This window comes from Micromonospora sp. NPDC048868, from assembly GCF_043198195.1.
Lineage (GTDB): Bacteria > Actinomycetota > Actinomycetes > Mycobacteriales > Micromonosporaceae > Micromonospora > Micromonospora reichwaldensis.
Genome location: NZ_JBICUN010000007.1, coordinates 277,313 through 301,527, shown reverse-complemented (window position 1 = coordinate 301,527; position 24,215 = coordinate 277,313). Strand labels below are relative to the sequence as shown.

Genomic DNA, 24,215 nt, shown 5'->3' with positions numbered 1-24,215 from the left:
CGGCGCGGCGGTCAGTCCACCCAGTCGAGGGTGCGCTGGACGGCCTTGCGCCAGTTGCGCAGCTCCCGCTCCCGGTGCGCCGGCTCCATCGTCGACTCCCACTGCGCGTCGGAGCGCCACTGGCCGCGCAGCGTCGCCAGGTCCGGCCAGAAGCCGACCGCGAGGCCGGCCGCGTACGCCGCGCCGAGGCAGGTGGTCTCGGTGATCCGGGAGCGGACCACCGGCACGTCGAGCACGTCGGCGAGGAACTGCATCAGCAGCCCGTTGGCGGTCATCCCGCCGTCGACCCGCAGCCGGCGCAGCGCCACGTCGGAGTCGGCGTTCATCGCGTCGACCACCTCGCGGGTCTGCCAGGCTGAGGCCTCCAGTGCCGCCCGGGCCAGGTGGCCCTTGGTGATGTAACCGGTCAGCCCGGCGATGACGCCGCGCGCGTCGCTGCGCCAGTGCGGGGCGAACAGCCCGGAGAAGGCCGGTACGACGTAGCAGCCGCCGTTGTCGTCGACGGTGCGGGCCAGCTCCTCCACCTCGGGCGCGGTGGAGATCAGCCCGAGGTTGTCGCGCAGCCACTGCACCAGCGAGCCGGTGACCGCGATCGCCCCCTCCAGCGCGTACGCGGCGGGCTGGCCGTGGATGCGGTAGGCGACCGTGGTGAGCAGGCCGTGGGTGGAGGGGACCGGGCTGGCGCCGGTGTTGAGCAGCAGGAAGCTGCCGGTGCCGTAGGTGCACTTGGCCTCGCCCGGCTGGAAGCATGTCTGCCCGAACAGGGCGGCCTGCTGGTCGCCGAGCGCGCTGGCGACCGGCACCCCGGCCAGGACGCCGGTGGCCTCCCCGTAGACCTCGGCGGAGCTGCGGATCTCCGGCAGCATCGCGGCCGGCACCCCCATCGCGTCGAGCAGCTCCGGGTCCCAGTCGAGGGTGCTCAGGTCCATCAGCAGGGTGCGGCTGGCGTTTGTCACGTCGGTGACGTGCCGGCCGGTGAGCTTCCAGATCAGCCAGCTGTCCATCGTGCCGAAGAGCACCTCGCCGGCCTCGGCGCGCCCGCGCAGCCCGTCGACGTGGTCCAGCAGCCAGCGCAGCTTCGGCCCGGCGAAGTAGGTGGCCAGCGGCAGGCCCGTGCGGGAGCGGAACCGCTCCTCGCCGTACGCCTGGTCGAGCTCACGCAGCAGCGGCGCGGTGCGGGTGTCCTGCCAGACGATCGCGTTGGCCACCGGCTGCCCGGTGGTCCGGTCCCAGACGAGCGTCGTCTCCCGCTGGTTGGTGATGCCCACGGCGGCGAGCCCGGCGGCGTCGGTGCCGGCGGCGTGCAGCGCCTCCCGGACCACCCGCTGGACGTTGTCCCAGATCTCCTCGGCGTCGTGCTCCACCCAGCCCGGCCGGGGGAAGATCTGCCGGTGCTCCCGCTGGGCGACGGAGACGATCTCCCCGGCCCGGTCGAAGACGATGCACCGCGAGGAGGTGGTGCCCTGGTCGATGGCGGCGACGTACTGGGGGGTCACGGCAGCACCGTACCCGGCCCGACCGATCTTCGCCGGCCGGCGGCGGGCCCCGGCGGGGAACGGGTCCCGCTCACGTCCGTACGATGTGCGGACGTGCGTGACATCGCCGTCTTCAGTGGTACCGCCCACCCCGAACTCGCCGCCGAGATCTGTGCCCACCTGGATGTGCCGCTGCACCCGGTGCGGGTCTCCCGGTTCGCCAACGACTGCCTGGAAGTGCAGTTGCAGGCCAACTGCCGGGAGCGGGACGTCTTCCTGATCCAGCCGTTGGTGCCGCCCGTGCAGGAGAACCTGGTCGAGCTGCTGCTCATGATCGACGCGGCCCGGGGCGCCTCGGCCGGCCGGATCACCGTGGTGCTGCCGCACTACGCGTACGCGCGGTCCGACAAGAAGGACGCGCCGCGCATCTCGATCGGCGGGCGGCTCGTCGCCGACCTGCTCACCTCGGCGGGCGCGGACCGGGTGCTGGCGATGACCCTGCACTCGCCCCAGGTGCACGGCTTCTTCAGCGTGCCGGTCGACCACCTGCACGCGCTGCGCGAGCTGGCCGACCACTTCACCCGCTACGATCTGAGCAACACGGTGGTGGTCTCGCCGGACCTCGGCAACGCCAAGGAGGCGGCGGCGTTCGCGCGGCGGCTCGGCACCCCGGTGGCCGCCGGGGCGAAGCAGCGGTTCAGCGACGACCGGGTCAAGATCAGCGCGGTGATCGGCGACGTGACCGACCGGGACGTGATCGTGCTGGACGACGAGATCGCCAAGGGCAGCACGGTGATCGAGCTGATGGAGCACCTGCGCGAGCTCAGGGTCCGCTCGATCCGGCTGGCCTGCACCCACGGCCTCTTCTCCAGCGGCGCGTTGCAGCGGCTCAGTGAGCAGGAGGGCGTGCTGGAGATCGTCTGCACCAACACGGTGCCGATCCCCGCCGACAAGCGGGTGCCGAAGCTGGAGATCCTGTCCGTGGCGCCGGCGCTGGCCGAGGCGATGCGCCGGATCCACAACGGCGAATCGGTGAGCGCCCTCTTCGCCTGACCGCCCGGGACGCAGGTCCCGCCGGGGTCAGTCCCGGCGGTGGCGGCCGGTGTGCTGGGGGGCCGCGACGGCGGTGCTGATGCGGACCGTCGTGCCGCGCGCGCCGGTCTCCACGTCCATGCTGTCGCTCAGCTCCCGGGCCAGCCAGAGGCCCCACCCGCCGGCGGTGTCGGCGGCGGGGCGGCTCCGGTCGCCCAGCCGCTGCGTGCTGATTCCCTGCCCGTGGTCGGAGACCTCGCAGAACAGCTGGCCCGACTGCCGCCACAGCCGCAGCCAGCCCTGGCCGCCGCCGTGCCGGACCGCGTTGGTGATCAACTCGTTGACCGCCAGCACGAAGTCGTCCAGCCGCTGCCCGCCGAGGCCGGCCGCGTGCGCGCAGGAGGTGACCGAGTGGCGCAGCTCGGTCACCTGGGCCTGGTCGAAGGCCTCGGCGATGAGAAGGGAAGGTTCGATGGGCACAACCGTACGCTGTGCTCCGGGTTCCGCATTCGTCATGGCCCCGTCCCGACAGCGGATCGTGGATGTTTCGCGGCATTTCCACCGTACGTCAGGGTTCCTCCGGGCGCACCCGACGGCCCACGGGACCGTCCCGACGGCTGTGGCATCGTGACGGGCGTGTCGACGCCGTCCGGTGGTTTCGAGGTCCCGCTCTGGCGGGCCATCGCCGTGTTCCGGGTGGCCTCGCTGGCGTACGTCTGCGTGGTGGCGCTCCGGGACGCCGACCGGTACGCCCACCCGTTCGCGGCCGGCGGCCTGGTCCTGCTGATGGCGGCCTGGACCGGCGTGACCGCCGTCGGCTACGCCCAGCCGGCCCGCCGAGGCTGGCCGCTGCTCCTGGCGGACCTGGGGGTCGTCGTCGGCATCATGCTGGCCACCCCGTGGGTGATCGGACGGACGGCGCTCGCCGCCGGCGCGCCCAGCCTCACCGTGGCCTGGCTGGCCGGACCGGTGCTGGCCTGGGCGGTCTCCGGCGGCCGGCGCCGGGGCACGGTCGCCGCGCTGGCGCTCGGCGCGGTGGACCTCGCCACCCGCGAACGGATCGGCCAGTCGTCGCTCACCGGGACGATCTTGCTGCTGCTCGCCGGCGTGGTGGTCGGACACGTCGCCCGGCTGGCGGTGACCGCCGAGGAGCGGCTGCACCGGGCGGTGGAGCTGGAGGCCGCCACCCGGGAGCGGGAGCGGCTGGCCCGGGACATCCACGACGGCGTGCTCCAGGTGCTGGCGCTGGTGCAGCGGCGCGGCGCCCACCTGGACGGCGAGGCAGGGGAGCTGGCCCGGCTCGCCGGGGAACAGGAGGCCGCGCTGCGCGCCCTGATCGGCGGCGCCACGCCGGTCGCGCCCACCGCCCACGGCGGGCCGGTGGACCTGCGTGGGCTGCTCGGCCGGTACGCCTCGGCGACGGTCTCGCTGTCCGCGCCGGCCACCCCGGTGCCCCTGCCCGGGCGGGCCGCCCACGAACTTGCCGCCGCGACCGCCGCCGCCCTCGACAACGTGGCCCGGCACACCGACGGGCGGGCCTGGGTGCTCGTCGAGGACGAGGGGACGACGGTGACCGTGTCGATCCGCGACGAGGGGCCGGGGTTTCCGGCCGGCCGGCTGGAGGAGGCCGCCGCCGAGGGCCGGCTCGGCGTCGCCCGGTCGATCCGGGGCCGCCTCGCCGACCTCGGCGGCACGGTGCGGATCACCTCCGCGCCGGGCGCCGGCACCGAGCTGGAACTGACCGTTCCGAGGGAGGGACAACCGTGACAGGCGTACGGGTGATGGTGGTCGACGACCACCCGATGTGGCGGGAGGGGGTGGCCCGGGACCTCACCGAGGCCGGCCACGTCGTCGTCGCCGCCAGCGGGGAGGGCCGGCAGGCGCTGCGGGTGGCCGCCGCCGCCCGGCCGGACGTGGTGATCCTCGACCTGCAACTGCCGGACGTCTCGGGGGTGGAGGTGGTCCGCGGGCTACGCGCGGTGCTGCCGGAGGTGCGGGTGCTGATGCTCTCGGCCAGCGGCGAGCAGCAGAGCGTGCTCGACGCGGTGAAGGCGGGCGCCACCGGCTACCTGGTCAAGTCGGCCGCCCCGGCGGAGTTCCTGGAGGCGGTGCGCCGGACGGCGGCGGGGGAGCCGGTCTTCACGCCCGGCCTGGCCGGGCTGGTCCTCGGCGAGTACCGCCGGCTCGCGGCCGACCCGGACGGCGCCGGACAGGCCGCCGGCCGCGACGCCGGGGGTGCCGGCCCGGCACCCCGGCTCACCGACCGGGAGACCGAGGTGCTGCGCCTGGTCGCCAAGGGGATGTCCTACAAGCAGATCGCCGAGCGGCTCGGGCTGGCCCACCGCACGGTGCAGAACCACGTGCAGAACACGCTCGGCAAGCTCCAACTGCACAACCGGGTCGAGCTGACCCGGTACGCGATCGAACGGGGCCTCGACGACTGAGGGCCGCCGGGGAACCGCCCCCGAAGGGTTCCCCGACGGCCCCCGGGCCGGTTCAGACCGAGTGCGGCGGACGCGTCTCGTGGATGGCCAGCTCCTCGGCGCTCGCGCCGCCGCCGGCCGAACCGGCGTCGTACGCCACCGAGTCGGTCTCCTGGTCGGTGTGCGCCCCCTCGTCCGGTTCGACGAGCCGGCCGACCTGGCTGTCGCTGACGCTGCCCAGCTTGCCGTGGTCGTAGAGGGACACCGGCGAGTCCGGGTCGGAGGTGGGGCCGGGATCCATGACGTCCGCGTCGAGCTGCGCCTGCGCCGCCGCCTCCTCGCTGTCGGCCTCGGCGGCGATGTCCGGGTCGACGGGGCCGGCGAGCGGGTCGTCGGCCGGGCGTTCGTGCTGCTCCCGGTCGAGCTTGTAGTCCAGCGACTCGCCGTCGAGCTGCTCCTCGGCGGTGTTCCCGTACCGGTCCACCGCCACCGGCGTCCGGTCGCCCGGCAGCTGGGCGGGCTCCGGACCGTCCGCCTCGCGCCCGGTCAGGACGTCGTCGTTGGCGGTCGAGTCGTCGTCGGCGGTGTCGGGCAGGCCCTCCGCCTCGGGGTCGGACACGGGGGTCGGGTACTCGTCGTCGCGCATGGCTGATCACTACCCACTGCCCTCCCGGCATAACCGGTGCCGCCCGTGGCCATCCGGGCGGAAGGGGCACGTCGGGGGACGCCGGGGCAGGAATCGGGGCGGCGGTCAGCCGAGGTGGGCGGTGCTCTCGTCGTCGGCGTGCAGCACGCACCAGACGACCTTGCCGTCCGGCACCCGGCTGCTGCCCCAGCTGCGGGTGACGGTGTCGATCAGCAGCAGGCCGCGCCCGCCCGCGGTGTCCAGCGGCGCCTGCCCGGTGAACGCCGGCTGGCGCGGCGAGTGGTCGCGTACCGCCAGGTGCAGCGCGCTGCCCCGGGGTGCCAGGCGGACCGTCATCGGCGTGTGCGCGTGGGCGACCACGTTGTTCACCATCTCGGTGACCGCGATGCCGGCCGGCTCGATCAGCTCGGGCAGGCCCCAGCGTCCGCAGCCCTCCGTCACGAGCTGCCGGGCCTGCCGGGCCGCCCCGACGGCGGGGGGAAGGTCGGTCTCGACCACCGCGGCCAGCGGCGCGGCGGCCAGCCCGGCCAGCGCCCCGGCCAGGGTCGGCCAGGCGGGCACCCCCTCGACGGCGCCGGTCGGATCGCAGAGCAGCAGGTCGGCGGCGGGCCAGTCGCGTACCTCCCGGCACACCTCGGCGAAGACGTCCCGGGCGGCCGGGTCGGCCACCCGCAGGGCGGTGAGGTCGGCGAGGACCGGGCCGGGTCGGCAACAGAACTGGGCGAGCAGGCCGTCGCGCACCACGTCGACGCCGGACCGGTCGAGTGTCCCGGTCAGCCGGAGCACGCCGGACGCCTCGTCCGCCTCCACCCGGCAGCCCGCGTCGGTGGACATGATCGGCTCCGTCCCGCCCTGCGGGCCGGGCAGCGCACCGTGCACCGTCCGCCCGGACCGCGCACCCGACCGCTCGGCCCCCGGCATCAGCGTTTCGTTCCCGCGCGGCGGGTCATCGCGGCCACCGTCCCGACGGCCGTCCCCGCCGCGGCCAGCCCGAAGGCGGCGGTCATCCGCACCAGGTGCCGCCGCCGGCCGTGCCAGCCGCCCTCGCGCCGCGCCGCCGCGTCGGCGTGGAAGACGTTGCCGGTGCTCTCCGGCCGTGGGGCGGGCCCGAACTGGGTGCGGTGCGCGTACCAGCCGAGGACCCGCTCGGCGAACGCCGGGGCGAGCCGCCACTGGAGGCCGATCAGCCGGGCGGCGCCGCCGGCGTACGCCTCGCGCCTCGGGCGGCGCAGCAGCCGGACGATCGTCTCGGCCACCACCTCCGGCGGGTAGACCGGGGGCGGCGGCACCAGCTCCCGGCCGCTGTGGTTGGCGGCGTGCCGGAAGAACGGGGTGTCGATGGTGGCCGGCAGCACCGTGCAGATGGAGATGTTGCCCCGCCCGGTGACCCGCATCTCCTGGCGGACCGTGTCGGCCAGCCCGCGGATGCCGTGCTTCGTGGCGTTGTACGCCGACTGGTAGGGCATCGCCACCTCGGCCAGCACAGAGGCGTTGTTGACCAGCACCCCGCCACCCGCCGCGCTCAGGTGGGGCAGGGCGGCCCTGGTGCCGTACGCGGCGCCCAGCAGGTTGACCTCCAGCACCCGGCGGAACTCCGCCACGGGGATCTCGTCGAAGAGCCCGACCGCGCCGACCGCGGCGTTGTTGATCCAGCCGTCGATCCGGCCGAACTCGGCGACCGCGCGGGCGGCGAGCCGCTCGACGGCAGCCGGGTCGGTCACGTCGGTCGGCACCGCCAGCGCCCGCCCGCCCAGCTCCCGGCACCGCACGGCGACCTCCTCCAGGGCCACTTCGCTGCGGGCGGCCAGCACCACGGCGGTGCCACGCCGGGCGAGGGCGTACGCGGTGGCCGTACCGATGCCGCTGGAGGCGCCGGTGAGCACGACGGTGGCGTCGGCGAGGCTGCGGGTGAGAGGCATTCCTGGCCCGTACCCCCGTCGGCAGGGGTCATGCGGCCGGCGCCGGTCGGATACTCGCGGCCCCGGATCGGGGTGTCGCCCGACCCGCAACAGTTGCCGTCGCGCAAGCACCCGCCGGGCTCTTCCCGATCTGCCAGGTTTCGGCTCCCGGGGGTTCGGTTAATGGGACCCTCTGACCGAGGACCACCGCTTGAGAAGATCGCATGGAGGTGACCCATGCGCGTCGGCCTCGTCTGCGCGCACGCCGGCCCGTCCAGGGGCACCGACGGCCTGACCGTCGGCACCCACCAGCACATCGCCCGGGTCGCCGCCGAACTCGCCGCGCGGGGCCACGACGTCAGGGTGTACGAACGCCGCGACGACCCGGCCCTGCCGGAGACGGCGGCGGTCGACGGCTACCGGGTGGAGCGGGTGCCGGTCGGCCCGGCCGCCCCGCTGCCCACCGCCGAGTTGGTGCCGCACGTGTCCGCGTTCGGCGCCTGGCTGGCCGAGAGGTGGACGGGCGACTGGCGTCCCGAGGTCGTGCACGGGCACTACTGGGTCGGCGGGCTGGCCGCCGCGCACGCGGTCCGCGAGACGGACATCCCGGTGGTGCAGACGTTCCACTCCCTCGGCGTCGAGCAGCTGCGCCACCTCGGCCGGCAGTACGACGGGCCGGGGGAGCGGATCCCGCTGGAGCGGGCGCTGACCCGGGCGGTGGACATCGCGGTCGCCCAGTGCAACGACGAGGTCGACGAGCTGACCCGGATGGGGTTGCAACGCGCCTCCGTGGCGATGGTGCCGGCGGGCGTCGACACCACGCAGTTCCACCCCGACGGCGAGGCCGCCCCCCGCGACCAGCGGGCCCGGATCCTCTCCGTAGGCGGGCTCTCGGCCGGGCACGGCCAGGAGGACCTGATCCGGGCCATGCGACTCGTCGGCGACGCCGAGCTGGTGATCGCCGGCGGCCCGCCCGTCGGGCAGCTCGCCAACCACGCCGAGGCCCGGCGGCTGCGCGAGCTGGCCGAGCGCAGCGGGGTGGCCGACCAGGTGAAGCTGGTGGGCGCGGTGCCGCACGAGCAGATGGCCACCTGGTACCGCTCGGCGGACGTGGTCGCCTGCACCCCGCACTACTCGTCCGCCGGCCGGGTGTCGCTGGAGGCGATGGCCTGCGGGGTGCCGGTGGTCGGCTACTCGATGGGCGGGATCGCCGACGCCGTGGTCGACGAGGTCACCGGCCGGTTGGTGCCGCCGGGCGACGTCCGCGCGCTGGGCGTGACGCTGCGCCGGCTGCTCGCCGACAACGCCGGGCGGTTCGCGTACGGGCACGCCGCCGTCGACCGGGTGCGGTGCAGCTACACCTGGGAGCGGACGGCGGGCGCGCTGGAGCGCCTCTACGAGCGGGTGGTGAGCCGCCGCAAGCCGGTCGAGGCGGCCTGACCCAGGGCCGGCGGTCCGAGGCGGCGACCCGGGCCGGCCGCTCCCGGGCCCGGGTCAGAGCGGGCGACCGGGCGCTCCGACGCCCACCATGCGCCGGTCCCGTTCCCCGGCCACCGCGTGGTGGTGCTGGGGCTCGGCGTACCGGGTGAGGCCGATGACCGCCGCGAGGGTGACCAGGAACCCGACCGCGGCGAGCCACTCCCGCCCGGGCCAGATCTTGTCGTTGAGCAGGAGCAGGCCGACGATCGCGGCGGGCACCGCCCCGGCGGCGTCCATCGCCGCCACGGCGGCCGTGGTCGAGCCGCGTTGCATGGCCAGGCCGAGCAGCAGCTGGCCGACGACCGAGTGGACGATCAGCAGGTAGAGCAGCGGATCCTGGACGAACGCCTCCGGCGTCGGGGCGGAGGCGAGGGGCCGGGCGGCCACCGCGGCGGCGGAGAACGCCAGCCCGGCCAGCGCGCCGAGCGCCACCGAGCCGGGCGCCCCGTGCAGGCGTACGGCGAAGAAGCCGATCACGGCGATCACGCCGAGCGCCACCGCCAGGGCGATCAGGCCGGCGGTGCCGAGCGGCTTGGCCGGCGCGGGCTCGGCGGAGAGCACCAGCGCGGTGATCCCGGCGAACAGCAGCACCAGCAGGGCCACCTCGGCGGCCGGCAGCCGCCACTTCAGCACCAGCACGCCGAGCAGGGCGGTGACCCCGAGCCCGGCGGCGACGCTGGACTGCACCAGGAACAGCGGCAGGTCCCGGCGGGCGAGCAGGGCCAGCACGAACCCGGCGACCTGGCAGCCGAGCCCGACCAGGTACGTGCGGTGCCCCGCCAGCCGCAGCAGCAGCCCCGGGTCGAAGGAGTGGTGCACGGTGGTGCGCGCGGCGGCCACCGACTGGAGCAGGTTGGCGACGCCGTACGCGACGATCATGGCCGCGAGGAAGCACCAACCGGAGGAAACCACTTGGCGAGGATAGAGGCTGCCGGAGGTCAGTGCTCGGTTGGCCGACCCAGCCGGGCGAGGATGTCGGCGTGCAGCGCGCCGTTGCTGGCCACGGCGCTGCTCTCGGTCCCGGCGTCGCCGGAGGGGGCGGGCCGGCCGGCCAGGTCGGTGAACGTCCCGCCCGCCTCGGTGACGATCGGCACGAGCGCGGCGACGTCCCAGAGCGACAGCTCCGGCTCCACCATCACGTCCAGCGCGCCCTCGGCCAGCAGCATGTAGCCGTAGAAGTCGCCGTACGCCCGGCTGCGCCAGGTGTCCCGCATGAGCTGGAGCATCGCGTCGAGCCGCCCGGCGGACTCCCACCCCGTCAGCGACGAGTAGCAGAAGCTCGCGTCGGCGAGGTCCCGTACCGCGGAGACCCGGATCGGCGTGCCACCGGCGGCGTCCTGCCCCGCGTACGCGCCCTCGCCGAGCGCGCCCCACCAGCGGCGGCCGAGGGCCGGCGCGGAGACCAGCCCGGCGACCGGGCGGTCCCCCTCCAGCAGCGCGATCAGGGTGGCCCACACGGGCACGCCCCGGATGAAGTTCTTCGTGCCGTCGATCGGGTCGACCACCCACCGGCGACCGTCCGGGCCGCTGGCGGGCTCCTCGCCGTACTCCTCGCCCAGCAGACCGTCGGCCGGCCGGTGCACGGCCAGCAGCGCCCGGATCTCCCGCTCCACCGCGGTGTCCGCGTCGGAGACCGGGGTCAGGTCGGGTTTCGCCTCGACCCGCAGGTCGAGCGCGCGGAACCGGGCCGTGGAGACGGCGTCGGCGGCGTCGGCGAGCAGGTGGGCGAGGGCGAGGTCGTCGGCGTACCCGGGCATGCCTAGACGGTAGCGACGCCCGGGTCAGGACCCGGCGAGCGGGTCGCCCGGGTTCCGCTGGTCGGGTTCGCGCGCGTCGCCCTCCCCGGACCGGGAGGCCAGCAGCCGGCGGTACGAGGCCAGCCGCCGCGCGTCGGCCTTGCCGGCGGCGACCCAGGCGTCCAGCCCGCAGGCGGTCTCGTCCGGCGTGTGCGGGCAGTTGGCGGGGCAGTCGACCGTCCCCTCGACCAGGTCGGGGAAGCCGTGCAGCAGGCTGTCGGCGGAGACGTGCGCGAGCCCGAAGCTGCGTACCCCCGGGGTGTCGACGATCCAGCCGGCGGGGGCGTTCCCGCCGTGCGTCGGGTCCCGGGGCAGTCGCAGCGCCACCGCGCTCGTGGAGGTGTGCCGGCCCCGGCCGATCGCGCTGACTGTGCCGACCGCCCGGGCGGCGTCCGGCACGAGGCGGTTGACCAGCGTCGACTTGCCCACCCCGGAGTGCCCGACCATGACCGAGATCCGCCCGGCGAGCAGGTCGCGCAGCGCGTCGAGGTCGGAGTCCGGGCGGATCAGCACGTACGGCAGCTCCAGCTCGGCGTAGTAGTCGAGCACCGCCTCGGGGCCGGCGAGGTCGGCCTTGGTGAGGCAGAGCAGCGGCTCGATGCCGGCGTCGTACGCGGCCACCAGGCACCGGTCGATGAAGCCGGTGCGCGGCGGCGGGTCGGCCAGCGCGCTCACGATGACCAGCTGGTCGGCGTTGGCGACGACCACCCGTTCCAGCCGTCCCTCGGCGGTGGTCTCGTCGTCGTCGGCGGTGCGCCGCAGCACCGACGTCCGTTCGGCGATCCGGACGATCCGGGCCAGCGCCCCGGCCGCGCCGGAGGTGTCCCCGACCAGGCCGACGCGGTCGCCGACCACCACCGACTTGCGCCCCAGCTCCCGGGCCCGCATCGCGGTGACCAGGGGCGCGTCCGGCGCGGCGTCGGGCGGCACGCACGTGTAGCGGCCCCGGTCGACGGCGATCACGAAGCCGTCCACCGCGTCGGAGTGCCGGGGTCGGGTGCGGGTACGCGGGCGCGACGACTTGCCGGGCCGCACCCGGACGTCGTCCTCGTCGTACTCCCGCCGTTTGGTCGCCAGGACCCGCCCCCCGTCGTGTCAGCTCTTGCCGGTCACCAACGCCGACCATAGTGCCGGAAACTCGGGCATGGTCTTCGAGGTGCACGCCACGTCGCTCAGCTCGATGCCGGGGACGGCCAGGCCGGCCACGGCGGCGGCGTGCGCCATCCGGTGGTCGTGGTAGGTCTCGAACACCCCGCCGTGCAGCGGCCGGGGCCGGATCTCGAGCCCGTCGGGGGACTCGGTGATGTCGGCGCCGAGGGCGGTGAACTCCCGCGCCAGCGCGGTCAGCCGGTCGGTCTCGTGGCCGCGGATGTGGCCGACGCCGGTGAACACCGACGGCGAGTCGGCGAGCATGGCCAGCGCGGTGAGCGCCGGGGTCAGCTCGCTGACGTCGGAGAGGTCGGCCTCGATGCCGTGCACCGTGCCGGTGCCCCGGACCGTCAGCCCGTCGGTGGAGAGGGTCACCTCGCCGCCCATCCGCTGGAGCAGCGAGCGGAGCTGCTCGACGGGCTGGGCGCTGCTGCGCGGCCAGCCCTGGAGGGTCACCTCGCCGCCGGTGACCAGGGCGGCGGCGAAGAACGGCACGGCGCCCGAGAGGTCGGGCTCGATCTCCCAGCCGCGCCCCGTCAGCGGGCCCGGCTCGACCACCCACACGTCGGGGGTGCCGTCGTCGACCGCCGCGCCGGCGGCCCGGAGCATCTGCACCGTCATCCGCAGGTGCGGCGCGGAGGGCACCGGCGGGCCCACGTGCCGGACCACCACGCCCCGGTCGAAGCGCGGCGCGGCCAGCAGCAGCCCGGAGACCAGCTGGCTGGAGGCGGAGGCGTCGATCACCACCTCGCCGCCGGCCACCCGCCCGGCGCCGAGCACGGTCAGCGGCAGGCTGCCGGTGGCGGGGGCGTCCACGCGGGCGCCGAGGGAGCGCAGCGCCCCGATCAGCGGGCCAAGGGGCCGGGTGCGGGCCTGCGGGTCGCCGTCGAAGGTGATCCGCCCGTCGGCCAGGCCCGCCACGGGCGGGACGAAGCGCATCACGGTGCCGGCCAGGCCGACGTCGACGTGTGCGGGGCCGACCAGCGGGTGGGGGCGGACCAGCCAGCGCTCGTCGTCGCTGATCGACATGTGCGCGCCCATCGCGCGCAGCCCGGCGGCCATCAGCTCGGTGTCCCGCGCACGCAGCGGCCCGGCCAGGGTCGACGGTCCGCCGGCCAGCGCGCTCAGCACCAGGGCGCGCGCGGTCATCGACTTGGACCCGGGCAGGCGCAGCGTCGCCGCGACCGGGTCGGAGGCGGTCGGAGCGGTCCACGGCTGCGGCGGCCGGGTCGCGATCAGGTTCCCCACGGTTACATTCTGCCGCGTCCGACGGCGGGTGGCGCCGGCCGGCACGTGTCCTCCCGGTCAGCGGGACAGCCGGGCGGCGCGCGGCGGGTTAGCGTGTGCGGCATGTGCGGTAGGTACGCGACGACCCGGAGTGCGGGCGACCTGAGCGCGCTGTTCGAGTCCCAGGACGAGACCGGCGGCGGGGTCGGCCCCGACCACAACGTCGCGCCCACCGACCCGGTGCCGCTGGTGCGGGTCAGCCCGGAGGGCCACCGCGCGCTGTCGGTCGGCCGCTGGGGCCTGGTCCCGTCCTGGTCCAGGTCGCCCGCGGGCGCCGCCCGCATGATCAACGCCCGCGCCGAGACGGTCGCCACCAGCCGGGCGTACGCCGGGGCCTTCGCCCGCCGCCGCTGCCTCGTCCCCGCCGACGGCTGGTACGAGTGGGTCCGCGCGGCCGACGGGCGCAAGCAGCCCTACTACATGACCCCGTCGGACGGCTCGGTGCTCGCCTTCGCCGGCATCTGGTCGCTCTGGGACGGCTCCGGCGGCCCGTTGCTGACGTTCAGCGTGCTCACCACCGCCGCGCTTGGCGAGTTGGCCGAGGTGCACGACCGGATGCCGCTGCTGCTGCCCCGCGACCGCTGGGGGGCGTGGCTGGCGTCGACCGACGAGCCGGCGGGCCTGCTCGCGCCGCCCGCGCCCGACTGGCTCGCGACGCTGGAGATCCGCCCGGTGGGCACGGCGGTGGGCGACGTGCGTAACGACGGGCCGCAGTTGACCGAGAGGGTGCCGCTCGCCCGGGCCGCCGCGCCGGATGAAATGACGCTCTTCTGACAGTCCGACACATTGTCGAGCGTGATTTGCCAGAGTTGCGGGCGAATCGTCGCCCCGACGTTCACCCATATTCGCCGTGAAGTCTTGTCCCGGTGTCCGGAAGTGCGATACAACACAGCGCCGGTAGTGGGCGCGACTCGCACGGGGCGGACGACGCACACCGATCTTGCCGGTCCCACGGGGGAGGTGGGTGGATGACACGGGCACGAATGCCCCGGCCGCACGAGGTGGCCACCGCACGACGGGATCCGCGGCTGTTGCGGGCGTTGCGGGAGCGGCGACAGGACGAGGCGTGGCGCACCAGGGGAACCTGCCAGAACGTCGACCCGGAAACGTTCTTTCCGGCGCCGAACGAGCCGGCCGACGCGGCCGTCGCGCTCTGCCGCAGCTGCGACGTGCAGGGATCCTGCCTGGCCTGGGCGCTTGACGTGGGTGACTGCCACGGCGTCTGGGGCGGCACCACACCGCGCGAACGGCGGGCGATGCTGGTCGCCTGGCGCGAGGAGGTGCAACCGGATCCGGACGCCGCCCGCGAGGCGGGTCCGCCGGTCCGGGACCGGCTGCTCACCCTGGTGCCGCTGAGCTGACCGTCGACTGAACCGGTCCGCAGCCGGCCCGCCACCTCGGCGGGCCGGCTGCCCGTCGTGCCCCGGACACCGCAGAATGGGCCGATGCCCGAGGACGACGACGTACCCACCCCGCGCGGGCCCGCCCGGGTCGACACCGACCTGCCGGCGGGTGCGCCGAGCGCCCTGCTGGTGCTCGGGCACGGCGCGGGCGGCGACGTCGACGCCCCTGACCTGCGTGCGCTCCGGGACGCGGCGGTCGACGCCGGGCTGGTGGTGGCCCGGGTGACCCAGCCGTACCGCGTCGCCGGACGGCGTGCGCCGGCACCGGCGGGGCACCTCGACGAGGCGTGGACCGCCGTGCTCGCCGTGCTGCGGCAGCGGCATTCCGGCGTACCGCTGCTGGTGGGCGGCCGGTCCAGCGGCGCGCGGGTGGCGTGCCGCACCGCGCCCGCGGTGGGCGCCGCCGGGGTCGTCGCGCTCGCGTTCCCGCTGCATCCGCCCGGCCGCCCGGAGCGGTCGCGGGCGGCGGAGTTGGCGACCGGCCTGCCGACCCTCGTGGTCAACGGCGACCGTGACCCGTTCGGGGTGCCGGAGCCGGGGCCGGGGGTGCAGGTGGTGACCCGCCCGGGGGAGCGGCACGACCTGCGGGGGGACCCGGCCGGCACGGCCGCCGTGGTGCGCGACTGGCTGCGCGGGCGGGGCTGGGCGCGAGGCTGAACGCCACCCCGCCGTCCCCGCCGCCCACGCGACCGGGACCGGCGCCCGCGTGACAGGGGTGCGGGCGCGCTCCGGCGGCGGACGCCGGGCGCTCCGGCGGGCCGTGTCCGCCTGCCGCAGCGGTTCGTTGCATCGGATGGCGCCGGACGCCCGGTTCGGGCGGGCGGCGCCGGTCCTCCCAGGCCCTTCCTGGTCCCAGCGTCGGCCTCCGCCGGCGCCGGGACCAGGAACGGGGGAGGTGAGCGGAATGCCTCGCCCCGTCGGGGGCGTTGCACCCCCCGGGACGACATTTCTGGCGAGGGGGGAGACCGGTGCCGACCGAGACGCGGGTCCGGGAACGGGACGAGCGGGGAGCGCGGCAGTTGCGACAGCTGCTGGGCGGCCCGGACTGGCCCGCGGTGGTGCCGCCGGTCGGCCCGGCCGCGGTGAGCACGCACACGGTGAGTACGAGCACACCCGCCGGAAGTGAATCTGCGGGCACGTCCGTACGCGTATCCTCGGCGGGACAGCATCCGACGCGAGGGGATGTGCGGTTGACCACCGAGAAGACGGACGAGCGCAGGGCCCGCTTCGAGCGGGACGCGATGCCCTTCGTCGATCAGCTCTACGCTGCCGGGCTGCGGATGACCCGCAACCCGGCGGATGCCGAGGACCTGGTCCAGGAGACCTACCTGAAGGCGTACGCCGCCTTCCACCAGTTCGAGCAGGGCACGAACCTGAAGGCCTGGCTCTACCGGATCCTGACCAACACCTACATCAACTCCTACCGCAAGCGGCAGCGCCAGCCCATCCAGGCGCCGACCGACGAGATCACCGACTGGCAGCTCGCCGAGGCCGAGTCGCACACCTCCAGCGGGCTGCGCTCGGCCGAGACCGAGGCGCTGGACCGGCTGCCGGACAGCGACGTCAAGGAGGCCCTCCAGCAGTTGCCGGAGGAGTTCCGCCTGGCCGTCTACCTCACCGACGTCGAGGGCTTCTCCTACAAGGAGGTCGCCGACATCATGGGCACGCCGATCGGCACGGTCATGTCGCGTCTGCACCGGGGCCGGCGTAATCTGCGCAAGCTGCTCGAACAGTACGCCGCAGAGCGGGGCTTCAGCGCCGCGGCGTCGAAGAAGGGCTCGACCGCTTCCGCCGGCCGGGAGGTCTGACATGAGCTGTGGAGATCCGCACGAGACGGATTGCCGCGAGGTCATCGCGGAGGTCTACCTCTACCTGGATCTGGAGTGCGCCGAGGAGCGGCGCACGCTGATCCGGCACCACCTCGACGAGTGTGGCCCGTGCCTGCGCGAGTACGGCATCGAGCAGGAGGTGCGGGCGCTGGTGGCCCGCTGCTGCGGCAACGAGACCGCGCCCGACCAGCTGCGGGAGCGGCTGCGGCTGCGCCTCACCGAGCTGGTCGTCTTCGAGGGCACCGAGTCGAAGGAGCTTGCCGACTGAGGTCGGGCCGGGTGCGGCAGCCGACCGAGGTCGGTGCCCCCGCAGACAGCAAACGCCGGTGGCCCGGGTCGTGACGACCCGGGCCACCGGCGTCCGCGCCGACTGGTCGACGCCGGGCCGTGGGGCCCGGCCCGCCGGTCAGGAGTTGGGGCGCTTGCCGTGGTTCGCGCCGCTCTTCTTGCGGGCCTTCTTCTTGCGGGCCTTCTTCGCCATGGTGACCTCCTCGTGATGGTCGGATCCCGCCTGCGCACGATCTCGGCGCCGGTGCACGCACCGGTCCTCCCGGCGCCGGGTCCGACCCGCTGATGCTAGTGCGGCCGGCACCCGCCGTCGTCCGCCGGGGCCGCCGACGCCGCGCCACGCCGCACGACCCGCCGGGGGACCGCCCCTGAGTCGATCATCGACCCGGCCCGCGCCGCTCCACGCCCGCCGGAGGTCGCCCGCATGATTGGATACGTCGGCAGGCAACCGCGAGAGGGAGGGCCCGAAGATGGCCGAGGAGATCCGCGCCGAGATGGTGGCGAACGTCTGGAAGGTCGTCGCGTCGGCCGGGGACACCGTGTCCGAGGGGGACACCCTGGTGATCCTGGAGTCGATGAAGATGGAGATCCCGGTCGTCGCCGAGTCCGACGGCGTCGTCAAGCAGCTCGCGGTCAACGAGGGCGACGTCGTGCAGGACGGTGACCTGATCGCGGTGATCGATTGACCGGCCTCTCGGTACGCCGGGCCGGGCCGGCCGACTTCGCGGCGGTGGCCCGGCTGACGGTGGCCGCGTACGAGGCGGACGGCCAGCTGAAGAACGAGCACGGCTACGCCGCCGTACTCGCCGACGTGGCGTCCCGGGCCCGGGACGGCGAGGTGCTCGTCGCCGTCGACGACGCCACCGGCGAGCTGCTCGGCTCGGTGACCCTCGTCCTGCCCGGCACCCGTTACGCCGAGCTGTCCCGGGCGGGTGAGGCGGAGTTCCGGATGCTGGCGGTGGACCCGGCCGCGCAGGGGCGGGGCGTCGGCGCGACGCTGGTCGAGGCCTGCGTGTCGCGGGCGACCGAGCTGGGCTGTTCCGCAGTCGTCATCTGCGTCCGCGACGGCTTCGCCGCCTCCGCCCAGCGGCTCTACCGGCGGCGCGGATTCGTGCGGGTGCCCGAGCTGGACTGGGTGCCCGTGGACGGGGTGCACCTGCTCGGCCTGCGGCTGGAGCTGACCGGCGCGTGAGGCGACGACGGCTCACCGGCGCCTGAGGAGCCCCCAGAGGCGGCGCAGGCGGGAACGCGGCCGGGGGACCGGGGCGGTGGCCGTCAGCGCGGTGGCCAGGGCCGCCGTCGCCGGATCCAGGGCCGGGCTGGCCAGGGCCAGGTGCGCCAGTGACGGCGCGATCGGCACCGGGCGGGTCCGGGCGACCGCTGCCACGTCGGCCAGCCGCTCGGTCACCACCCGGGCCACGTCGGGGCGCACGTCCGGGTCGACCCAGGCGGCGGTGACCAGGGCGAACAGGGCCGCCTCGGTGACCCAGTCCTCGACCCCCCAGACCAGGTCCAGCAGCACCCGGCGCCGGGTCGACTCCGCCCACGGCTCGTCGGTGCGGTGGTGCAGCAGGCCCAGGCACGCCCACACCTGGACGCAGCGCACCCAGAGCGAGGGGTCCTGCCCGAGTACCCGGCCCAGCGCGGTCGGCGGCGCCTCCGGCGGGTGCGCCAGCAGGCCGAGCAGGTCGTCCAGTTCCAGGGTGGCCAGGCCCACCGCAGCGTCGTACGCCGCCGGCGGGTGCGGCCACGCCGGGTGGGCGAGCTGCCGCAGCCGCGCCGCCGCCTCCGGCGAGGGCGCCGGCACGGCGGGCACGACAGTCGTCCCGTCGGGCCGCCAGAGCTGCCGGGCGGTCGCCCGCCGGGGCTCGCGCGGGTCCGGGTCGGGCACGCCGGCCACCTCGATCCGCAGCCCGGGCGCGGCCGTCGCGGCGGCACGCAGCGCGCTGGGCGGCGGGGGCTGCTCCAGCCGTACGGCGCCGAGGCCGACGCGCTCGTCGGTGACCGCCTGACGCAGCGCGTCCAATACCGGCCCGGTCGCCGGGGTGACCTGCCCGAGCCACGGCCGGCTCCGGCAGCTCTCGGCCAGGTCGCCGTGCTCGTGCGTGTCGTCGGGATGGTCCCGGACGAAGTCGGCGAGCGCGACCAGGTGCGCCACGTCGCCGTCGCGCTGGTGCCGCAGCCGGTGCGCGGTGTGCACGGCGCACTCGAAGGAGGGGTCCCGGGCCAGCGCCCGGTCGATCCAGTCGAGCGCCTCGTCGAGCCGCCCGTTGTCGGCGAGCGTGCCGGCGATGTCGGCGTAGACGGTGAGGTCGTCGGGGTCGTGCGCGACGGCGCGGCCGAGTGCCGCCAGCGCCTCCCGGGTGCGCCCGGCGCTGCGGTACGCGTACCCGAGCCACACCTCGCCGATCTTCGACGGCTCCGCGCGTACGCCCCGGGCGGCCCAGCGGATCGCCAGGTCGACCTCGCCGACGCGCCTGGCCAGCGCGGACGCCGCGCCCAGCAGCAGGCCGTGCTCGGGGTGGACGGTGACCGCGTTGCGGGCCAGTGCCAGGTAGGGGGCCAGGGCCGCCCGGCCGGCCCGGGGCACCGGGTCGGGCACGGCGGCGCAGACCTGCATGAGGATCCGGGCGGCCCGGTCCGGTTCGAGGCGTTCGGCGAGTTCCGGGGTGGTCACCCACGGCACCCCGGCCCAGTCCGTCCCCGGGGCGTGGCCGGTCGCCGCGACCAACAGGTCCAGCCCCTCGGCGGGCCGGCCGGCGGCGGCGAGCAGGTGCGCGCGGGCCACGACGGCGCCGACGAAGGCGTGGCCCTGGAGCGGGAAGAGGTCGACGCCGCCCGCGCCGTCGGTGGCGGCGAGCCGGGCGAGGGTCTCGTGCACCTCGGGCAGGGTCGGGGCCTGGGCCAGCGCGGCGGCGACGTGACCGGCCGCGTGTGCCAGGTCGTTGTCGTCCATGGCGAGGCGGGCCAGGGCAAGTTCCTCCGCCGCGGACAGCGACCGGTCGTCCTCGGGCACGTCGTCCTCTCGCTCGTCGGTCGGTGGGGCCGGGCAAGCCTAGGTGATGTTGCGCCGAGATGGTGATCATCTGCGCACTACTGTTCGTTCGATTGCTCAGGCCAGCTCAAACGTGCAAGACTGAGCAGGAAACGCGCGGCAACCGCGCAGTGGGAGGAGTTTCCGTGACGCGTGCAGGGGCCGGCATGGCGGCCGACATCGACGAGCAGCCAGCGGGCTACGAGCGGCTGCTCTCCGCCGAGCACGCCGGGGCGATCGCCCGGGTGGCGGCGGTCATCGCGGAACGCCGGCCGCGGCACGTGGTCTTCACCGCCCGGGGCACCTCCGACCACGCGGCCCTCTACGGGGCGTACCTGACCGAGATCCGGCTCGGCCTGCCCGCCGGCCTCGCCTCGCCCAGCGTCGTCACCCTCTACGGCGCGAAGCCGGACCTCTCCGACGCGCTGGTCGTCGGCGTCAGCCAGAGCGGCGGCTCGCCCGACCTCGCCGAGGTGCTGCGGACCGCCCGCGCCTCCGGCGCGCTGACCCTCGCGGTCACCAACGCGCCCGACTCCCGGCTGGCCGGCGTCGCCGAGCTCAGCGTCGACATCGCCGCCGGGCACGAGCGCGCGGTGGCCGCCACCAAGACCTACACCGCCGAGCTGCTCGCCCTGCTGATGCTCGTCGAGGGCGTCCGGGCCGGCGACGGCGCGCTGCCCGCCGACGAACGCGAGGCGCTCGCCGCCCTGCCCGAGCTGGCCGCGCGCACCCTGGAGGACACCACCCCCACCCAGCTCGCGCCCCGCTACCGGTTCGCCGGCCAGCTGGTCACCACCGGCCGGGGGTACGCGTACCCGACCGCCCGCGAGGCCGCGCTGAAGCTGATGGAGACCTCCTACCTGCCGGCGCTCGCGTTCTCCGGCGCCGACCTGCTGCACGGCCCGCTCGCCATGACCGACCCGGACGTGCCGGTGCTCGCCGTGGTCGGCTCCGGGCCGGGCGGCCGGTCGATGGGCGAGGTGCTGCCCCGTCTCGGCGAGCGCCGCGCCGACGTGGTGGTGGTCGGCTCCGCCGACGTCGAGGGCGCCACCCGGATGGCCGTCCCCGAGGTCGACGAGCGCTACGCGCCGCTGCTGGACATCCTGCCGTTGCAGCGCCTGGCGCTGGCGCTGGCGCTCGCCCGGGGCGAGGACCCGGACGCGCCGCGCGGGCTGAAGAAGGTCACCGCGACGATGTGACGCCCGTCGTGGCACGCTGGTCGACGTGTCCACGCTGCGCAACCTCGCCGAGGAGCACACCCGCCTCCGCCCGGCCGACATCGACCATCTGCACCGGATCGCCGGCGACTGGCAGTTGCTCTCCGATCTGTCCTTCGCCGACCTGCTGCTCTGGGTGCCCGTGGACGGTGACGGCGCGTTCCTCTGCGTCGCCCAGGTCCGGCCGACGACCGCGCCCACCGCGTACCTGGACGACCAGGTGGGGCGGATCGTCGGCGGGCCCGAGGTGGCCCACCTGGAGGTGGCCCACCGGCAGGGCCGGATCTGGCGGGAGGGCGACCCGGTCTGGTACGGCGACGTGCCGGCCCGGCACGAGGCGATCCCGGTCCGGCTGCGCACCACCGACGGCGAGGCCGGCGAGGTGATCGCCGTGGTGGGGCGGGACACCAACCTCTCCACCGCGCGCACCCCGAGCCAGCTGGAGCTGAACTACCTCACCACCGCCGACGACCTGGCCCAGATGATCGCCGACGGTACCTTCCCGCCGCCGCGCCATCCCGGGGAGACCACGTCGGCCCCGCGCGTCGGCGACGGGCTGGTCCGGCTCGACGCCGGCGGCAAGGTCACCTACGCGAGCCCGAACGCGCAGTCGGCGTACCGGCGGCTGGGCTACGCCTCCCACCTGGTGGGCGAGGACCTGGCGGCGCTGCACCGCCGGCTGGCGAACGACCCGTTGGAGGGCACCGACGCGGCGAACGGCATCCTCGCGGCGCTGCGCGGCGAGGCGCCGCCCCGCCGGGAGATCGACGCGCGGGGCGCGACGATGCTCACCCGGGCGCTGCCGCTGATGCCCGCCGGGGTGCCGATCGGCGCGCTGGTGCTGGTCCGCGACATCACCGAGGTACGCCGCCGCGACCGCGCCCTGATCACCAAGGACGCCACCATCCGGGAGATCCACCACCGGGTGAAGAACAACCTCCAGACCGTCGCCGCGCTGCTGCGGCTCCAGGCCCGCCGGGTGTCCATGCCCGAGGCCCGGGTGGCCCTGGAGGAGTCGGTACGCCGGGTCGCCTCCATCGCGCTGGTGCACGAGACCCTCTCCATGTCCAGCGACGAGGCGGTCGAGTTCGACGGCATCGTCGACCGGGTGGCCAGTGCCGCCACGGAGGTGGCCGCGACGGAGGCCACGGTCGGCATGCGGCGCGAGGGCAGCTTCGGCGTGCTGCCTGCCGAGGTCGCCACGTCGCTGGTGATGGTGCTCAACGAGCTGCTGCTCAACGCCGTCGAGCACGGCTTCCCGCCGGCCGCCGAGACGCCCGGCGTCCCGACCGGTCCCGGAACCCCCGCCCCGGCCGAGGCAGGGCCGCCCGCCCCGGGAACGGCCGTGGCGGAGGCGGCCGGTCCGGTCGAGCCGGAGGTGGTGCTGTCGGCGCACCGGTTCCGCAAGATGCTGCACGTCTCGGTCACCGACAACGGGCGCGGGCTGCCGCCCGACTTCGACGCCGAGCGGAGCGGCAACCTCGGCTTGCAGATCGTCCGCGCGCTGGTCACCGGCGAGCTGCGCGGCACCATCGAGCTGCGCGACGGCGCGAAGGGCGGCACCGAGGCGACGCTCGTCGTCCCGCTGGTGCGCGACGCCCCCGAGGGCCGTCCCGCCGGCTGACCCGGACGCACCGGCGCGAGGGCCGGGGGTGCCGGGGCGGCCATGATCAGTTGATCGGAAACCGGCCCCGGAAAGCCCCACGACCCCGGCTCCCCGTCAACCGATCAAGCCGGTCGCCGGAGCCGGGGCGGGGTGGGGTGGGTGGGTCAGCGGGTGAGCAGCGCGACGGTGAGTCCCGGGCGCGGCCAGACCCGTTCGACGGTGTAGTCGGCGCGCAGCGCGTCGCCCTTGGCGCCGGCGACGGCGGCCAGCGGATCGTCGCGGCGGCCGGCCACGACCAGCCAGACCCGTTCCGCGCCGGCCAGGCACTCGGCCGGGCGGGCGCACTCGGCGGCCCACAGGTCGCCCCGGCGGGCCTGGTCCTGCGTCACCAGCACGTCGCGGGGCCGACGGTCGCCCAGGTGGTACGCGAGGCCCAGGTCGAGGAAGAGCCAGCTCTCCCGGGGGGAGTAGACGACCGCGTCCCCCGGCCGCTGACCGTCGGCGACGATCCGGGCCGCGCCCCGGTAGTCCACCGTCGCGCTGCGCGGCCACTCGTGGGTGCGCCGCAGCGCCGCCTGGTCGGGCAGCCCGAGCAGCCCGGCCAGGGCGACGACGGCCAGCGCGGGCGGCAGCGGCACCGTCGCCAGCGCCGCGCCGGCGAGCAGGCAGGCGAAGGGCACCACGAAGACGAGGTACCGGGGCACCCAGAGCGGTACGACCAGCCCCGCGGCGAAGAGCAGCAGCACGGGCAGCAGCACGGCGAGCCCGGGCAGCAGGGCGCGCCGGCCCAGGCGTGCCGCGCCGAGCGCCGCGAGGCCCACCAGGACCCCGCCCACCACCCCGCTCTGCGCCACCCCGCCCGCGAGCGCGGCCAGGTCGTCGGGGCGGACGGCATCCACCCAGCCGAGCTGCCGGGAGCGCTGTTCCCTGCCGAGCAGCACCAGCGGGGTCAGCAGCAGCACGGTGGGCAGCAGGGCGAGCGCCCAGCGCAGCGGGCGGTTCGGCGGCCCCGTACGGCGGGTGGCGAGCACCGCCACCGCGTGCGCGGCGAGCAGGGTGAGCGCGACCAGGTGGGTGAGCCCGAGCGCGGCGACGGCGGCGGCGTACCCGGCCCAGCGCGTCCACCGGGGTCGGGCCGTCGCCTCGACCAGCAGCAGGGTCGCCAGCACCGCCAGGAAGGTGGCCAGCGCGTACGGGCGGGCCTCCTGGCCGTACCGCGAGGTGCCCGGGAGCACCGCGAGGAGCAGCCCGGCGAGCAGCCCGGCCCGGGCACCGAGCAGGCGCTGCCCGAGGAGCGCGGTCAGCCCGGCCGTGGCGGCCATGGCCAGTGCGGCGGGCAGCCGCAGCGCGGTCACCGAGTCGCCGAAGACGGCCACCCAGGCGTGCATGAACAGGTAGTAGGGGCTGGTGGCGGCGTCGATGGTGCCGGCGAGCCGGACGAGGTCCCCGGGGGACCGGCTCGCCGCACTCCAGGTGGCCAGCTCGTCGCGCCACGGCTGCGCGTGGTCGATCCCGGTCAGCACCACGGCGAGGGTGGCCAGGCTCGGCCCGATCCAGATCAGCCGGCCCGTGCGATCCGGCCCGCTCACCGCCTCGCGCACCGGCGGGACGCGGTCGCCGGGCGGGTCAGCGGAACCGGTCACATACCGCAGC

General features: G+C 75.6%; 24 protein-coding genes and 1 pseudogene. 13 read left to right on the top strand and 12 right to left on the bottom strand.

The window, feature by feature from the left end; all coding sequences use genetic code 11:
* Nucleotides 1–11: 11 nt before the first annotated feature.
* Nucleotides 12–1,496, bottom strand: a complete 1,485-nt coding sequence (glpK, locus tag ACGFNF_RS14525) for a glycerol kinase GlpK (protein ID WP_393168132.1) — start codon at nt 1,494–1,496, stop codon at nt 12–14.
* A gap of 93 nt (nt 1,497–1,589) precedes the next feature.
* On the opposite strand from glpK, the gene ACGFNF_RS14520 reads away from it, so the two are divergent.
* Nucleotides 1,590–2,528 (top strand): ribose-phosphate pyrophosphokinase, encoded by a 939-nt coding sequence (locus tag ACGFNF_RS14520; protein WP_357579886.1) that lies wholly within the window; start codon nt 1,590–1,592, stop codon nt 2,526–2,528.
* Between the two features lie 27 nt (nt 2,529–2,555).
* Here the strand turns inward: ACGFNF_RS14520 and ACGFNF_RS14515 are convergent, their stop codons facing one another.
* On the bottom strand, nt 2,556–3,023 hold the full coding sequence (locus ACGFNF_RS14515) for an ATP-binding protein (protein ID WP_393168130.1): 468 nt from the start codon (nt 3,021–3,023) through the stop codon (nt 2,556–2,558).
* 120 nt (nt 3,024–3,143) lie between these two features.
* Here ACGFNF_RS14515 and macS point away from each other — a divergent pair, with 120 nt between their 5' ends.
* Together macS and ACGFNF_RS14505 are read left to right on the top strand one after the other, a co-directional pair.
* Nucleotides 3,144–4,274 (top strand): MacS family sensor histidine kinase, encoded by a 1,131-nt coding sequence (gene macS / locus ACGFNF_RS14510; protein ID WP_393168128.1) that lies wholly within the window; start codon nt 3,144–3,146, stop codon nt 4,272–4,274.
* 14 nt (nt 4,275–4,288) lie between these two features.
* Complete coding sequence (locus ACGFNF_RS14505) at nt 4,289–4,951, top strand: response regulator (protein ID WP_393168193.1); 663 nt, start codon at nt 4,289–4,291, stop codon at nt 4,949–4,951.
* A gap of 52 nt (nt 4,952–5,003) precedes the next feature.
* Here ACGFNF_RS14505 and ACGFNF_RS14500 read toward each other — a convergent pair whose 3' ends face one another.
* The 3 genes from ACGFNF_RS14500 to ACGFNF_RS14490 form a co-directional block, all read right to left on the bottom strand.
* A complete protein-coding gene (locus tag ACGFNF_RS14500) occupies nt 5,004–5,576 on the bottom strand; it encodes a DUF5709 domain-containing protein (RefSeq protein WP_357579883.1) in 573 nt (190 codons plus the stop codon).
* Nucleotides 5,577–5,681: 105 nt separating this feature from the next.
* On the bottom strand, nt 5,682–6,410 hold the full coding sequence (locus tag ACGFNF_RS14495) for an ATP-binding protein (RefSeq protein ID WP_357579882.1): 729 nt from the start codon (nt 6,408–6,410) through the stop codon (nt 5,682–5,684).
* Nucleotides 6,411–6,496: 86 nt separating this feature from the next.
* Nucleotides 6,497–7,495 carry an SDR family oxidoreductase gene (locus tag ACGFNF_RS14490; protein ID WP_357579881.1) on the bottom strand — a complete coding sequence of 333 codons (999 nt, stop codon included), beginning with the start codon at nt 7,493–7,495 and terminating at the stop codon, nt 6,497–6,499.
* Nucleotides 7,496–7,711: 216 nt separating this feature from the next.
* Between ACGFNF_RS14490 and ACGFNF_RS14485 the strand changes: the two genes are divergently transcribed.
* Nucleotides 7,712–8,914 (top strand): glycosyltransferase, encoded by a 1,203-nt coding sequence (locus ACGFNF_RS14485; protein WP_393168125.1) that lies wholly within the window; start codon nt 7,712–7,714, stop codon nt 8,912–8,914.
* Here ACGFNF_RS14485 and ACGFNF_RS14480 read toward each other — a convergent pair.
* From ACGFNF_RS14480 to aroA, 4 genes and pseudogenes are all read right to left on the bottom strand, one after another.
* Nucleotides 8,869–9,832 (bottom strand): annotated as a pseudogene (locus ACGFNF_RS14480) (hypothetical protein). The gene ACGFNF_RS14485 and the pseudogene ACGFNF_RS14480 overlap by 46 nt on opposite strands.
* 59 nt (nt 9,833–9,891) lie before the next feature.
* The gene (hisN, locus tag ACGFNF_RS14475; RefSeq protein WP_393168123.1) at nt 9,892–10,710 is read right to left on the bottom strand and encodes a histidinol-phosphatase; all 819 of its coding nucleotides are present in this window, start codon (nt 10,708–10,710) and stop codon (nt 9,892–9,894) included.
* Nucleotides 10,711–10,734: 24 nt separating this feature from the next.
* Nucleotides 10,735–11,679 carry a ribosome small subunit-dependent GTPase A gene (gene rsgA / locus ACGFNF_RS14470; protein WP_357579898.1) on the bottom strand — a complete coding sequence of 315 codons (945 nt, stop codon included), beginning with the start codon at nt 11,677–11,679 and terminating at the stop codon, nt 10,735–10,737.
* Nucleotides 11,680–11,844: 165 nt separating this feature from the next.
* A complete protein-coding gene (aroA, locus tag ACGFNF_RS14465; RefSeq protein ID WP_393168121.1) occupies nt 11,845–13,146 on the bottom strand; it encodes a 3-phosphoshikimate 1-carboxyvinyltransferase in 1,302 nt (433 codons plus the stop codon).
* A 102-nt stretch (nt 13,147–13,248) separates the two neighbouring features.
* Here aroA and ACGFNF_RS14460 point away from each other — a divergent pair, with 102 nt between their 5' ends.
* The 5 genes from ACGFNF_RS14460 to rsrA all read left to right on the top strand — a co-directional run bounded on the left by ACGFNF_RS14460 (nt 13,249) and on the right by rsrA (nt 16,685).
* Complete coding sequence (locus ACGFNF_RS14460; RefSeq protein ID WP_393168119.1) at nt 13,249–13,959, top strand: SOS response-associated peptidase; 711 nt, start codon at nt 13,249–13,251, stop codon at nt 13,957–13,959.
* A 194-nt stretch (nt 13,960–14,153) separates the two neighbouring features.
* Entirely contained in the window at nt 14,154–14,546 is a 393-nt protein-coding gene (locus ACGFNF_RS14455) for a WhiB family transcriptional regulator (RefSeq protein WP_132231096.1), read from the top strand.
* 84 nt (nt 14,547–14,630) lie between these two features.
* A complete protein-coding gene (locus tag ACGFNF_RS14450; RefSeq protein WP_393168116.1) occupies nt 14,631–15,245 on the top strand; it encodes an alpha/beta family hydrolase in 615 nt (204 codons plus the stop codon).
* A 311-nt stretch (nt 15,246–15,556) separates the two neighbouring features.
* The gene (locus ACGFNF_RS14445) at nt 15,557–16,396 is read left to right on the top strand and encodes a sigma-70 family RNA polymerase sigma factor (RefSeq protein WP_357579876.1); all 840 of its coding nucleotides are present in this window, start codon (nt 15,557–15,559) and stop codon (nt 16,394–16,396) included.
* 1 nt (nt 16,397) lies between these two features.
* Complete coding sequence (rsrA, locus tag ACGFNF_RS14440) at nt 16,398–16,685, top strand: mycothiol system anti-sigma-R factor (RefSeq protein WP_132231099.1); 288 nt, start codon at nt 16,398–16,400, stop codon at nt 16,683–16,685.
* Between the two features lie 138 nt (nt 16,686–16,823).
* Here rsrA and ACGFNF_RS14435 read toward each other — a convergent pair whose 3' ends face one another.
* Nucleotides 16,824–16,898, bottom strand: coding sequence for a 50S ribosomal protein bL37 (locus tag ACGFNF_RS14435; RefSeq protein ID WP_369700219.1), 75 nt, complete (start codon nt 16,896–16,898; stop codon nt 16,824–16,826).
* A 277-nt stretch (nt 16,899–17,175) separates the two neighbouring features.
* Between ACGFNF_RS14435 and ACGFNF_RS14430 the strand changes: the two genes are divergently transcribed.
* Both ACGFNF_RS14430 and ACGFNF_RS14425 read left to right on the top strand, forming a co-directional pair.
* On the top strand, nt 17,176–17,391 hold the full coding sequence (locus tag ACGFNF_RS14430) for a biotin/lipoyl-binding carrier protein (protein ID WP_088973021.1): 216 nt from the start codon (nt 17,176–17,178) through the stop codon (nt 17,389–17,391).
* Nucleotides 17,388–17,897, top strand: a complete 510-nt coding sequence (locus ACGFNF_RS14425; protein ID WP_393168113.1) for a GNAT family N-acetyltransferase — start codon at nt 17,388–17,390, stop codon at nt 17,895–17,897. The genes ACGFNF_RS14430 and ACGFNF_RS14425 overlap by 4 nt, the downstream gene beginning before the upstream one ends.
* Before the next feature lie 12 nt (nt 17,898–17,909).
* On the opposite strand, the gene ACGFNF_RS14420 is transcribed toward ACGFNF_RS14425, so the two are convergent.
* Nucleotides 17,910–19,661 carry a tetratricopeptide repeat protein gene (locus tag ACGFNF_RS14420; RefSeq protein WP_393168191.1) on the bottom strand — a complete coding sequence of 584 codons (1,752 nt, stop codon included), beginning with the start codon at nt 19,659–19,661 and terminating at the stop codon, nt 17,910–17,912.
* Between the two features lie 245 nt (nt 19,662–19,906).
* On the opposite strand from ACGFNF_RS14420, the gene ACGFNF_RS14415 reads away from it, so the two are divergent.
* A complete protein-coding gene (locus ACGFNF_RS14415; RefSeq protein WP_132231368.1) occupies nt 19,907–20,938 on the top strand; it encodes an SIS domain-containing protein in 1,032 nt (343 codons plus the stop codon).
* A gap of 25 nt (nt 20,939–20,963) precedes the next feature.
* A complete protein-coding gene (locus ACGFNF_RS14410) occupies nt 20,964–22,580 on the top strand; it encodes a histidine kinase N-terminal domain-containing protein (RefSeq protein ID WP_393168111.1) in 1,617 nt (538 codons plus the stop codon).
* A gap of 146 nt (nt 22,581–22,726) precedes the next feature.
* On the opposite strand, the gene ACGFNF_RS14405 is transcribed toward ACGFNF_RS14410, so the two are convergent.
* Nucleotides 22,727–24,151, bottom strand: coding sequence for a glycosyltransferase family 39 protein (locus tag ACGFNF_RS14405; RefSeq protein WP_393168188.1), 1,425 nt, complete (start codon nt 24,149–24,151; stop codon nt 22,727–22,729).
* Nucleotides 24,152–24,215: the final 64 nt, after the last annotated feature.